General features: G+C 64.7%; 12 protein-coding genes. 6 read left to right on the top strand and 6 right to left on the bottom strand.

Translation table 11 applies throughout. The annotated features are described in order from the left end of the window. Positions 1-90 precede the first annotated feature (90 nt). Both HB681_RS15935 and HB681_RS15940 read left to right on the top strand, forming a co-directional pair. Positions 91-897 (top strand): TatD family hydrolase, encoded by an 807-nt coding sequence (locus HB681_RS15935; RefSeq protein WP_213955826.1) that lies wholly within the window; start codon positions 91-93, stop codon positions 895-897. After that, complete coding sequence (locus HB681_RS15940; protein WP_213955827.1) at positions 894-1,568, top strand: ankyrin repeat domain-containing protein; 675 nt, start codon at positions 894-896, stop codon at positions 1,566-1,568. Before HB681_RS15935 ends, HB681_RS15940 begins: the two co-directional genes overlap by 4 nt. A gap of 107 nt (positions 1,569-1,675) precedes the next feature. On the opposite strand, the gene HB681_RS15945 is transcribed toward HB681_RS15940, so the two are convergent. The 3 genes from HB681_RS15945 to HB681_RS38650 form a co-directional block, all read right to left on the bottom strand. Continuing rightward, positions 1,676-2,845: a lipocalin family protein gene (locus HB681_RS15945; protein WP_213955828.1), complete on the bottom strand. Its 1,170-nt coding sequence runs from the start codon at positions 2,843-2,845 to the stop codon at positions 1,676-1,678. Positions 2,846-2,925: 80 nt separating this feature from the next. Beyond that, positions 2,926-4,242 (bottom strand): MFS transporter, encoded by a 1,317-nt coding sequence (locus HB681_RS15950; protein ID WP_213955829.1) that lies wholly within the window; start codon positions 4,240-4,242, stop codon positions 2,926-2,928. 294 nt (positions 4,243-4,536) lie between these two features. Next, complete coding sequence (locus tag HB681_RS38650) at positions 4,537-4,776, bottom strand: hypothetical protein (protein WP_275946412.1); 240 nt, start codon at positions 4,774-4,776, stop codon at positions 4,537-4,539. Positions 4,777-4,789: 13 nt separating this feature from the next. Between HB681_RS38650 and HB681_RS15955 the strand changes: the two genes are divergently transcribed. Both HB681_RS15955 and HB681_RS15960 read left to right on the top strand, forming a co-directional pair. Then, a complete protein-coding gene (locus HB681_RS15955) occupies positions 4,790-5,818 on the top strand; it encodes a D-alanyl-D-alanine carboxypeptidase family protein (RefSeq protein WP_275946413.1) in 1,029 nt (342 codons plus the stop codon). Positions 5,819-6,196: 378 nt separating this feature from the next. Beyond that, entirely contained in the window at positions 6,197-6,919 is a 723-nt protein-coding gene (locus HB681_RS15960) for an SDR family oxidoreductase (RefSeq protein WP_213955831.1), read from the top strand. Here HB681_RS15960 and HB681_RS38740 read toward each other — a convergent pair. The 3 genes from HB681_RS38740 to HB681_RS15975 form a co-directional block, all read right to left on the bottom strand. Next, a complete protein-coding gene (locus tag HB681_RS38740; protein ID WP_213955832.1) occupies positions 6,897-8,828 on the bottom strand; it encodes an ATP-binding protein in 1,932 nt (643 codons plus the stop codon). The two genes, HB681_RS15960 and HB681_RS38740, sit on opposite strands and share 23 nt — an antisense overlap. Positions 8,829-8,976: 148 nt before the next feature. Next, complete coding sequence (locus HB681_RS15970; protein WP_345944690.1) at positions 8,977-9,321, bottom strand: response regulator; 345 nt, start codon at positions 9,319-9,321, stop codon at positions 8,977-8,979. A gap of 229 nt (positions 9,322-9,550) precedes the next feature. Beyond that, entirely contained in the window at positions 9,551-10,345 is a 795-nt protein-coding gene (locus HB681_RS15975; protein WP_213955833.1) for a hypothetical protein, read from the bottom strand. 118 nt (positions 10,346-10,463) lie between these two features. Between HB681_RS15975 and HB681_RS15980 the strand changes: the two genes are divergently transcribed. Together HB681_RS15980 and HB681_RS15985 are read left to right on the top strand one after the other, a co-directional pair. Then, complete coding sequence (locus HB681_RS15980; RefSeq protein ID WP_213955834.1) at positions 10,464-11,807, top strand: epoxide hydrolase family protein; 1,344 nt, start codon at positions 10,464-10,466, stop codon at positions 11,805-11,807. A gap of 98 nt (positions 11,808-11,905) precedes the next feature. Continuing rightward, positions 11,906-12,325 (top strand): hypothetical protein, encoded by a 420-nt coding sequence (locus HB681_RS15985; protein ID WP_213955835.1) that lies wholly within the window; start codon positions 11,906-11,908, stop codon positions 12,323-12,325. The last annotated feature ends 2 nt before the right edge of the window (positions 12,326-12,327 follow it).

Here is a 12,327-nt window from a genome sequence, read left to right on the forward strand (position 1 = left end):
ACCAGCGGCCCGGCGAAGCCGGTTCCGCGGTATCTCACGAACTGACAGCCCGGCGCAAGGGAGGCGTCGGCGGGTTGGCGACAATAGGGGATGTTCACCGACTCCCATTGCCACCTCACCTTTCCCGAGTTGATCGACGACATGCCGCGGATTCGCGCGGCCATGCAGGCGGCGCAGGTCGACCGGGCGCTGTGCATCTGCACCCGCCTGGAGGAATTCGATGCTGTCCAGTCGCTGGCAGCGCGCTACGACAACTTCTGGGCCAGCGTCGGCGTGCACCCCGACGAAGAAGACATCCGGGAGCCCACCTTCGACGATCTCGTGCGGCTTGCCGCGCTGCCCAAGGTGGTGGCCATCGGCGAAACCGGCCTCGACTACTACCAGATGGAAGAGCGCAAGGGCGGCCGCAGCGTGGCCGACATGGAATGGCAGCGCGACCGTTTCCGGGTCCACATCCGCGCGGCGCAGCAAACCCGCAAGCCGCTGATCATCCACACCCGCGAAGCCTCGGCCGACACACTGGCCATCCTGCGGGAAGAGGGCGAGACCGGCACCGGCAACGCTGCTGGCGGCGTGTTCCACTGCTTCACCGAGACGGCCGAAGTGGCGCGCGCCGCGCTCGACCTGGGCTTCTACATCTCGTTCTCGGGCATCCTCACCTTCAAGAAAGCCCAGGACCTGCGCGACGTGGCGGCATTCGTGCCGATGGACCGCATGCTCATCGAGACCGACAGCCCCTACCTGGCGCCGGTTCCGTACCGCGGCAAGACCAACAATCCTTCCTACGTGCCATATGTGGCGCAGCAGATTGCCCAGGTGCGGCAGATGCCCGTCGAGGCGGTGGCAGAGGCCACGAGTCGCAATTTCGAAACCCTTTTCAGCGCGATCAAGACATGAAGTATTTTCTCAGGAAGTTCAGCTATCTATTTGTTTTTGCAATCATTTCCTGCGCAAGCAGTGCTGGTTCGTACGACGATTTCTTCCGCGCCGTGCGCAGTGACAACGCGAGTGGCGTGCGCAGCCTGATCGAGCGCGGCTTCGATCCCAACACGCGCGACGAGAAGAACCAGACCGGCCTGCTCATCGCCCTGCGCGAGCCTTCGCCCCGGGTCGTGCAGGTGTTCGTCGATTCGCCGAAGACCGACGTCGATGCGGTCAACGGGAGCGGCGAAAGCCCCTTGATGATGGCCTGCCTCAAGGGCCAGCAGGACATCGTGGCAAAGCTTCTCGCGCGCGACGCCGCGGTCAACAAGACGGGCTGGACGCCGCTGCACTATGCCGCCACCAGCGGGCAGATCTCGATCATGAAGCTGCTGCTCGACAAGTTCGCCTTCATCGACGCGCAATCGCCCAATGGCACCACGCCGCTGATGATGGCCGCGATGTACGGCTCCAGCGATGCCGTCAAGCTGCTGCTGGAAGAGGGCGCCGACACGGCGATGAAGAACGAGCAGGGCATGACCGCCGTCGATTTCGCCAAGCGCGCGCACCGGGAGAGCGACGCTGCGATGATCGCCGCGGCTGCGCAGAAGAAGCCTCAGGCGCTGCCCAAGGAAGGCAAGTGGTAGGACGAGCGCGTCGCTCGTCCACGCCTGCAAATCTCCCAGCTTGAGTGCAAGGCGCAGGGCACAGCCCTTGCGTGGCGCCGGCTCGCAACGGCCCGTGAACTGCGACCTTACTTGCGGCCCGGCGCGGTGCTTAGGCGGTCGTAGCCGCTCAATTCCATGAAGCCCTGGCCCTCGAAACTGCCGGTGACTTTCACCGGGCCTTCCCAGTAGATGTTCGCAGTCGTCTGGTGCGCGTCGAACTCGCTGTTCTCGACGAAAGGCTTGATGTCGTAGGTGCCGGAAGGCAGCTTGACCTTCCACTCCACGACATAGTTGATCTTCGTATCCGGGCTCGTCCATCTGCCGATGGGCGTCAGTTCGATCTCCCCGGCTTTGAGCGGAACGGCGCCCTTGGCGGCGGTCGAGACGGTGCCGGAGGTCAGCACCTTGTGGCCATCGGAATCGAAGAGGTCATAGAGCATCACGTCCGAGCCGTCGGCCAGGTGCAGGGCGAACCAGTTCCAGCCAAAGCTCAGGACATCGAAATCGCCCCACTGGTGGTCGAACCAGACGTCGCCGCTCACCGGGATCTGGCGTCCGGCAACCTGGATCTCGCCTTGCGCCGCCATCCGGGGCCTCGAGTAGTAGTAGCTGATGCCGCTCTTGCCAAAGTCGAGCAGTCCCGGCGTGGCCGAATCGGCTGCCTTGTGCGCGACCACCGGGCCCGCGTCGTTCAACTTGAGGGCCAGCGAGACGCCTTCGAACTCGGCCTGCACGACGTGCGCGCTGCCATCGGCCGCGACTTGCCATCCGTCCTGCCGAAAGTCGAATCCGCTGGCGGTGCTCTTGGAGGGCAGGCCGCCGGTGCGGCTTTGCCCGGAAAAGCGCCGGCCGGTCTGCAGGTCGGTCAGCGCCACGTGCATGACGGTGTGCTTGACCAGCCCATTGGCGACGAAGACGGCAACATGGAACGCGTAGCGATTGCCGGTCTTCGCATCGAGGATGCCGTTGTAGTACCACCATTCCATGCCGGACGCGTGCGGTGCGTCATCGGCGGGGAGGTTCAGCGGGGGCAGGGCGGCGGTGCGTTCGATCGGTTTGCCAGGCGCGTCGGCCGATGCGAGCGATGGCGCCCTAGCCGGCTCGCGGTCGGACATCTGGACGAAGTACAGGCCGACCGCCAGCACCACCACGACAGCGAGCAGCGGCGGCACATAGGCGCGCCATCCCTTGCGGCGAGAAGAACCGCGCCGGCGATAGCGCCCGTAGTAGCCCTTGCCCTTGTCGTCGGTCTTCATCAATGGCACCCGCGGGTGAAAAAAATCGAAGGCCCGAGCCTAGCAGGCCCGGAACGCCGAACACAGATGCCGCAGCCGGTCTACTTGATGCCGTAGCGCGGCGCCACCCGCAACGCCACAAGGCTGATCAGCACGCCCAGCAGCATGTAGAACGCGGGCGAGATCTTGCTGCCCGTGGCGGTGATGAGCCAGGCGCTGATGAACGGCGCAAAGCCGCCGAAAATGGCCACGCCCAGGCTGTAGCTCACCGAAAGGCCGGTGCCGCGCATTCCCGACGGGAACAATTCGGCCATCGTGGCGGCCATCGGGCCCCAGTAGGCCGTGGCCACCAGCCCGATCGCGGTCAGCGCGATCATCAACGTGGTGACCGAGGGATACGAGACCAGCATGTAGAACAGCGGAACGATCATCACCCCCATGATGAGCGCCGCGGTGCGCATGATCGCCAGGCGCCCGATGCGATCGGACAAGGCGCCGTAGAACGGCACCAGCGCCAGTTGCAGGATGCCCAGCCAGATCGTGCCCACGAAGGACATCGCGGGCGGCAGGCCCAGTTGCTTGACCGCGAAGGTCGGCATGAACAGGCCCGTGTACGAGATGATGGTTGCCAGGATGATCAACCCCATCGACGTGAGCGTGCGGCCGAGCTGGTCGAGCAGGGCGGTGCGCACCGGCGGAGCCTTGGCGGCGGCGTTCTTGTCGAACTCCTCGCCTTCCTCCAGGTGCCGGCGGATGTAGAGGCCGACCGGCCCGAGCAACAGGCCGAAGAAGAACGGGATTCTCCAGCCCCAGGCAAGCAGCTGCTCGGGGGTCAGCAGACTGTTGAGCGCCATGCCGAACGCGGCGCCGAGAAAGGTCGTGATGCCCTGACTCGCAAACTGCCAGCTGGCAAAGAAACCGCGTCGCTTGGGGTCCTGCTCAGCCAGCAGAGCCGTGGCGCTGCCGAACTCGCCGCCTGCCGCAAAGCCCTGCAGCAGCCGTGCGACGATGATGAGCACCGGCGCCCAGATGCCGATGCTGGAGAAAGTCGGCGCCACGGCGATCAGGAGCGTGCCGCCCAGCATGAGTGCCATCGACAACGTGAGCGCGGCCTTGCGGCCGGCAGAGTCGGCATAGGCGCCGAGGACGATCGAACCCACCGGGCGCATGAAGAAGGTGACGCCGAAAGTGCCGAGCGCGATCAAGAGCGACACGTTCTCGTTGTCCGCGGGGAAAAACAGCTTCGAGATGGTCACGGCCAGGAAGCCGTAGATCACGATCTCGAACCATTCCAGCGCATTGCCGATGGAAATGGCTGTGATGACCTTGACGGTGCTCGGTTTCGAGGCCGTGGATCTGGTGGATGTCTTGTGGTTGCCCACGGTCCGCGACGCGGCCGCGCTGTTAGGCGTGCTCATTGGATATGCCTCCCGTAAATTCTTGTGGTGTGAAATGGAAGTTTCGCACGGCGAGCGGGACGATCGAATACGGAAGTGCGTAGCCCGGTCAACGTGGCGACAGATGGCCCTGCGGCGTGTCGTGTGCGGGCCGTGGGCCCTTGCTGAGCGTTGGCGCATGGGACTGCCCGGCGCGGCGCCTTCCCCATGGCGACAAAATACAATGTATATTATGTTAAATAAAGGTTGCGTTGGTTGAGGCTGTGCTGTCCTTGCCGCCGTTGCTGCCCCAGCCCTGCGCGCTTTCTGCCTCGATCAGATCGGCCACAATTCCGGTTTCGCCTCCCGAACTCCCATGCAGCGCAATACTTCTTCCCTCCTTCCGATCGTCTTCGCGATTGCCACGACCGCGTTCGCTCCCAATTCAATCTCCTTCGCGGCCACGCACGCCACCAAGGCTGCAACGCCAAAGAAACCCGCTGCCGCCGCGCCCGCGCCTGCGCCAGTCGCTGGCCAGACTGCTGTCGACAGCGGGCCGCCGACGCTCCCCGCCAAGGCATGGCTCCTGATGGACTTCGACTCTGGCCAGGTGCTCGCCTCGGCCAATCCTGATGAACCGCTGCCGCCAGCGTCCCTGACCAAGATGATGACCAGCTTCCTGGTCGAACAGGCGCTTCGCTCGGGCAAGCTGAAGAAGGACGACCTGGTGTCGGTCAGCCAGAACGCCTGGTGCCGCGGCTCGAGCACCGAATCGTGCATGTACCTGCCGCTCAACAGCCAGGCCACGGTGATTGACATCCTGCGCGGCATCATCGTCCAGTCGGGCAATGACGCGTCCAAGGCGATCGCCGAGCACATGGCGGGCTCTGAGGAAGGCTTCGCCAAGCTCATGAACGCCGAAGCCCAGCGCCTCGGTATGACGCACACGCATTTCGTCAACGCGACCGGCCTGCCCGACCCGGACCACAAGTCGTCTGCGGGCGACCTCGCGATCCTGGCGCGCGCGATCATCCGCGACAGCTCCGACTACTACCCGATCTACGCGGAGCGCGAGTTCACATACAACAAGATCAAGCAGGGAAATCGCAATGCCCTGCTCTACACCGACCCCACGGTGGACGGCCTGAAGACCGGCCACACGCAGGAGGCGGGCTACTGCCTCGTCACCTCGTCCAAGCGCAACGGAATGCGCCTGATCACAGTGATCCTCAACACCGACAGCGCACAGGCGCGTGCCAACGAGACGCGCCAGTTGCTCGGGTGGGGCTTCGGCAACTTCGAGAAGGCCACGCCCATTCAACCCGACGCGGTCGTCACGACGGCCAAGGTCAGCTTCGGGAAGGCCGATACGGTTGCGGCGGGCGTGGGTTCGACTTGGGCTCTGACTGTGCCGCGGGGCCAGAAAGTGAGCACGTCGGTGCAGATCAAGCCAGACCTGGAGGCGCCGGTGGCCAAGGGCGCGGTGATCGGCAAGGTGGTCGCGGAGTCGAACGGCAAGCCGGTGGGTGAAGCGCCGCTCGTTGCGCAGGCCGATGTGGAGCGCTCCGGCTTCTTCCTGCGCATGTGGCAGCACATTCTCAAGTGGTTTGGCAAGTGAAGCAGGCATGACGGCTGGACGCAGGCCTGTCAGGCCGGAACTTGATCGTTGAGGCAACCGGAGCGCGGGACCAGACAAGATCGCGCGGGCAACCGCCCTGGCGACGCCACTCAATTGGGGCGCTTGTGAAAACGCGCCGGACGCTCTGAAGATCGGGTCGAGCAGGACGCCACCGGGTGACCTGCTCGACGGACAAGGTGTCCACCATACGCGCGGGTCACTATTGGACGATGGCGTCGTCATCGATGGCGGCTGGGCAGGCAATGTTGTGTGTCCCGATGGCCCTTGCACACACTGGCATACACAGTCCTCGTACACGCGGGCGGGTCCGACCTACAAACGGTTGCTCATCCACCACGACATCCAGGAACACAGCATATGAACACCCGCCATTCAGTCGCACTCGTCACTGGTGCCAACCGGGGGCTTGGCCTGGCTTTTGCCCATGAACTGCTGGCACGTGGCGCTACCAAGGTGTACGCCGGCGTACGCGACATCGGCAGCATCGATGCCAGCAACCCTGCGATCGTGCCAGTGCAACTCGACGTCACCAACGCGATGTCGGTCGCGGCTGCCGCGGCGCGCTGTGCCGACATCACGCTGCTCATCAACAACGCGGGCATTGCGCGGGTCTTGCCGAGCCTGCTCGACCCCGACTGGATCGGCAGTTCGCAAGAGATCATGGAGACCAACTTCTACGGGATCGTCAGAACCACGCAGGCCTTCGCGCCCGTGCTTTCAGCCAACGGCAACGGTGCGATCGTCAACGTGCTATCCGACACGACGTGGTTCGCACGCCCGATGCTGTCGGCGTATGCCGCCTCCAAATCGGCCGCCTGGAGCTTCACCAACGCCTCGCGCATCGAGCTGCGTGAGCACGGCATCCATGTGCTCGGCATGCATGTCGGCTTCCTGGACACCGACATGACCAAGGGCTACGAGCTGAAGAAGACAAACCCGCGCGAGGCTGCGTCGTACACGCTCGGCGAATTGGAACGCGGTGCGCATGAAGCCCTCGTCGACGAAAACACACGTCAAGTTCAGGGCAGCCTTTCATCGGGCAACGCCGCCTACTACCTCAATGTGCCGGCATTGGCATGAGCCTCCTTGCGGCAGGCACGCGGAATGAGAACGTCGCACCGGCCCCTTCGTTCTGCGTTGCCCACAGCCTCCCCTCGTGTCGCTCGATGATCGAACGACTCACTGACAAGCCAATGCCCATGCCCTTCGCCTTGGTGGTATAGAACGCCTCAAACAGCCGGTGCATGGACTGCGAGTCGAGTCCGGTGCCCACGTCACAGACATCGAGCCGCGCGGCATCGTCGCCCTCCCCGACGGTGCGGATCAGCAGATGCCGCGGCCGGTCGTCGAGTTCGCTCATGGCATCGGCGGCGTTCAGCAGCAGGTTCAGGATCACCTGCTGCAGTTGCACCCTGTCGCCGGAGACTTGCGCAAGGTCGGTGCCGAGTTCGGCGCGAACGATGACCCGCTGGCGCTGCATCTCGCTGCGTGAGAGCGCAAGCACTTCGCGTATCGCTTCGTTCAGGTCGACTGCTTCCGTCATCGCGGGCTGCCGTGCGAAGAGAGCTCGCAGCCGAGCGATCACGTCCGACGCGCGGTGTCCGTCGCGAATGGTGCGGCGCGCTGTTTCCTGCGCGCCGTCGATATTGGGCGGGTCGCATGCGAGCATGCGAAGACATGTGCCCGCGTTGGTGAGGATGCCGGACAGCGGCTGGTTGACTTCGTGAGCGATCGAAGCAGTCAGTGCGCCGAGGCTCGACACGCGCGCCACATGGGCCAGCTCCGACCGCACCTTGCCCAGCGCCTCCTCGGCCAGCCGCCGCGGTGTCACGTCCTGAATCGCCCCTATGTATTCGAGGCCACCCCGGTCGCGCGTACCGCGGGCGACGAGGTGCAGATGCTTCACGCTGCCGTCAGCCATGCGCAGACGGTATTCATAGTCAAGGTCGGTGCCGGGGCCGCGAGCCACGCCGATCATTTCCTCCAGGAGATGCAGATCATCGGGATCGATCCGCGTCGCGATCATTGCCAGCGTCACGGGCGCAGCCGGATCGAAGTCATAGGTGCGATAAGTCTGTTCCGAATACTCGACCATGTTGGTCGCTACCCGCCACGAGAAGCTTCCGGTCGAACTCAACCGCTGCGCCTCCGCCAACAGCGCTTCGCTGCGGCGTAGCGACGCCGCCTGGGCGTGGCCGCGCTGCGCGAGGTACACCGTCAATGCAAAGATTGGCGCCAGCAACACACCGCCGCCCAGGGCGACCGTGTTGAGCAACGCGAAAGGCGCATGACCGTCCAGCACGAGCGCGCGCCACATCCCTGCGGTAAGCATCGCCACAGCCAATCCAGCGCTGGCGGGCAGCCAGCGCGGAGAACCGGCCGGCCGGCCTTCGGTGCGCCATGCCAACGCAAGCATGCCGGTACCCAGCAAACAAAGGCCCAAGGCCGTGTGAAGCGCAGCAAGCGTGATGCCGCCGAGAAATCCCAGCGCCGCCACGATGCCGAGCGCCGCCACGACCGAGCCGGAGATACCCATGATCATGGCGAACCGGTGCGGCGCCTGCTTCATCGCAATGAGCATCGCGCCCGCGCTGATCGCGAAGCAGGTCACGGCAAGGGGCGACATGCCACCGCGCCGCACCAGTCCTACGTTGATGTACGAAGGCCCCAGCAGTTCATTGATGCCAGCGTCGACGCGCAGCACGATCTCGGCGATGCGGAGCATGCTCACGGTTGCCACCAGGCCCGCGCAGAGTCCGACAAGCCAGCGCGGTCCCCTGGATGCGAGCGCCAGCAAGCCGATGCCGATCAACATGAAGGAAGCTGCCACGTTGCGCGGCATCGGCGGCCACGAGGGCAGGAGCTGGATCAGCGACGCAGATCCCGACATCCAACCCGTCAGCACCACTGCCCCCAGCAGCACCACCGATGCCGATGCGACACGCGCCAGGCGCAGAGACCAGCAGGCGGCAGCGAAACGGGTTGTCACGACAGGGATCCTTTCAGGATTTCTTGCCCGCGGCGCCCAGCGCCGCCGAAGATTCATGGTTGCGTGTGGCCACGTGTCCCTGTGTGCGTGCCCGATTGGATGCCTTTGACTATCGAGCGTCAATTGCTGGACCGATGCGCGAACAGGGTCAGCCAGTGCGCAGTGCGGCGTGCAGCGCCTCGATCAGCGCGGTCTCGCTGAAAGGCTTGAACAGGCACTCCACCGCACCTTGGCCGAGTACGCGCGCTCGCATGGCACAGTCGCGCTCGGCGGTAATGAAGACGATCGGAATACGCGGCTCGTGGCTGTTCAAGATCTGCTGCAGCTCGAGGCCGGACATGCCGGGCATTGCGACGTCCAGCAGCACGCAGCGCGTGTACGGGATGCTGTCCGATGCCAGGAACGCCTCGGCCGAGGCGAAGGCTTCGGCTGTGAAGCCGAACTCCCTGAGCAGGTCCGGCAGCGATTCGCGGACGGACTCGTCGTCGTCCACGACCGATACCAGCGAACGTGGTGGCATCACGGTGATTCTCCCGGAGTTGCTCGAACGCGGTTCACGGCGACCTGTTGCGCGCCCCCGCGAGTTCACCGGCACAGGCTGGAATCGTGAATGAATAAGTAGCGCTCGGCGCCGCATTCTGCGACGCCCATGAACGGCCCTGTTGAGGCTACGCTCCTGCACGCCCCCGGTAAGGAATACCTTGGTATCGGTGCGGCCCGACTCACTCGACCACGGCGTTGGCGATACGGATCAACACGGCGGAGGCACCGAAGATGTCCGGCTCGGGAACACGCGGAACCACGCGCCGCAGTGTGGGTATCACGATGCCGTCGTAGTCGATGTGGTCGAAGCAGTAGTGCGATGCCACGCCGCCAGCGACGTCAGTCACGTAGTCAACCCGCTGGAGCAGGCCCTTGGCATTGAAGTAGAAGATCTGCTCGCGGCAATGAGTGTGGATCCCGGGCGGGTAACTCACCTTCAGGCGGCGCCACGTCTGACCGCTTTCCCGGTGCGGCGACAGCTCTTCGGTCTGGAAGCCCGGTTGGGCAAAGAGAAACGGTGTGCCGAGGTAGTTCCAGAACGCGTAGGCGGTGAAGTAGAGCCGCTGCAATTGCGTCCATGGCGTCATCAGCTTGTGTCCCTCGAAGCTCTCGCGCGGCGCCTTGAGTTCCTCGATGCACTTGCCGGCCCGGTCTTCGATCCATACGCGATCGGCCGCGAAACGGCCACGCAGGTCGGAGCGCGCGTAGGGTGCCATGACCACCGCCTGGTTTCTCGTATCGATCGACATGAGGATGTCCGTCATACCGTCCGGCAGGCCCTTGATGGCGAAGAGAAAGCCCGTGACGCTGAGCTGGAGGTGGATGCGCTCCACCATCTTCCAGCGAGTCATGCCGCCGTGGCCCTCGATCGCAAGTTCGAGCAGGTCGTTCATGATTCGTTTCCTTGGTTGAGTGCGGGACTTCACTGCATCAGAGCTCTGCACCGATAGCCATTGGACGATGGTGTCGGGCATACCTTGGTGCCGCCGACACCATCGTCCAATGGGCTCGCGACGAGGCCTCTGATTTGATTCGCTTGCGTCTGAATGGATGCGCAACTGCCGAATCACTCACTCCAGAAGGAAAGCCATCATGTCCCTCTCCCTTGCGGTGCCACCCACGCGGCGCACCTTCTTTGCGACAACAGCCGCAGCCGGTGCTGCCGGCTTCGGATTGCTGGGCAGTGGCGGCGTCCTGGCCAAGCCAGGCTCGGCGGCCGCCGAGTCATCTGCAGACGAGGCCTTCCCCGTGCAACGCACGCCCACGGGCGACAAATCGATCCGCCCCTTCCGCATCCAGGTGCCCGAGGCGGTGCTTGCCGACCTGCGTCGCCGCGTGCGCGCCACGCGCTGGCCTGACCGCGAGACCGTCACCGACCTGTCGCAGGGCGTGCCGCTGCAAAGGCTCCAGCCGCTCGTGCAGTACTGGGGCACCGGCTACGACTGGCGCAAGGCGGAGAAGAAGCTCAACGCCCTGCCGCAGTTCGTGACCGAGATCGACGGGCTCGACATCCAGTTCGTGCATGTGCGGTCTCGACATCCCAACGCGATGCCGCTCGTGATGACGCACGGCTGGCCCGGCTCGATCATGGAACTGCTGAAGGTCATCGGCCCGCTGACGGACCCCACGGCCCACGGCGGCCGTGCGGAAGACGCGTTCGACCTGGTGTTGCCGTCGATGCCGGGCTATGGCTTTTCCGGCAAGCCACGCGGCACCGGCTGGAACGCCGACCGCATCGCGACAGCGTGGGACGTCCTGATGAAGCGCCTGGGCTACAAGCGCTATGTGTCGCAGGGCGGCGACTGGGGCTCGGTCGTGGCCGACAAGATGGCGTTGCAGGCGCCGGAGGGTTTGCTGGGCATCCACGTCAACATGCCCGCGACCGTGCCACCCGACGTCGCAAAGGCCCTCAACAACGGCGAGCCCGCGCCGGCTGGGTTGTCTGCGAAGGAGAAGGCCGCGTTCGACGCGATGAACCATCTGTACCGGAAAGGCGGCGGCTATGCGGCCTTGATGGTGACCCGGCCGCAGACCCTGGGCTATGCCCTGGAAGATTCGCCAGCCGGCCTGGCCGCATTCTTCTACGACAAGTTCACGGAGTGGAGCTACAGCGGCGGCGACGCGGACAAGGCATTCAGCCGCGACGAGATGCTCGACGACATCACGCTCTACTGGGTGACGAAGACCGCCACATCGTCGGCGCAGCTCTACTGGGAGAACAACGCCAACAACTTCAATGCCGTCAGCATCTCGCTGCCGGCGGCGATCACCGTCTTCCCGGGCGAGATCTATCGGGCGCCACGCAGTTGGGCCGAGAAGAGCTATCACAACCTCGTCTACTTCAACGAAGTGGACAAGGGTGGCCACTTCGCCGCATGGGAGCAGCCGGAACTCTTCAGTGCGGAGGTTCGGGCCGCGTTCCGGCCGTTGCGCTGAGCCTGCTTGTCTCGCGCGCAGCGTGTCGCGACACCTACACCGTTCCCGGCCGGTGCTCATCCGAAGTTCCGGCTCCCCATCCTCTCCCACTCACTTCCATGGAGTTCGACATGAACAATATTGTCTGGGCATCCGCCCTCCTCGCAACCCAGCTCATCGCATCCACTGCGTACGCGCAGACGCAGCCCATCGACAAGGCGGCGGTCCGCGCTGAACGCAAGGCCGAGGGCGCCGAAGCTGCGCGCACCTTCGTGCCCGGTGAAGGCAATCCCAAACCGGAAGCTCACGCCAAGGTGTCGAAGGCAGACCGCGCCGCCGCCCGACAGGCGCGCAGGCCGGAAGGTGCCGAAGCCGCGCGCGAGTTCACGCCTGGCGAAGGTGATCCGAAGCCAGAGGCCAGGGTCAAGCTGTCGGGCGCCGAACGCTCGGCGGGCCGCAAGGCGAGCCGCGCCGAGGTCGCCAATCTGAACAAGGCGGGACAGCTGCCGTCGTTCGGGGACAACTACGGCGCCAAGTGACG

Origin of the sequence: Variovorax sp. dw_954 (assembly GCF_018449755.1) — a bacterium.
Taxonomy (GTDB): Bacteria; Pseudomonadota; Gammaproteobacteria; order Burkholderiales; family Burkholderiaceae_C; genus Variovorax.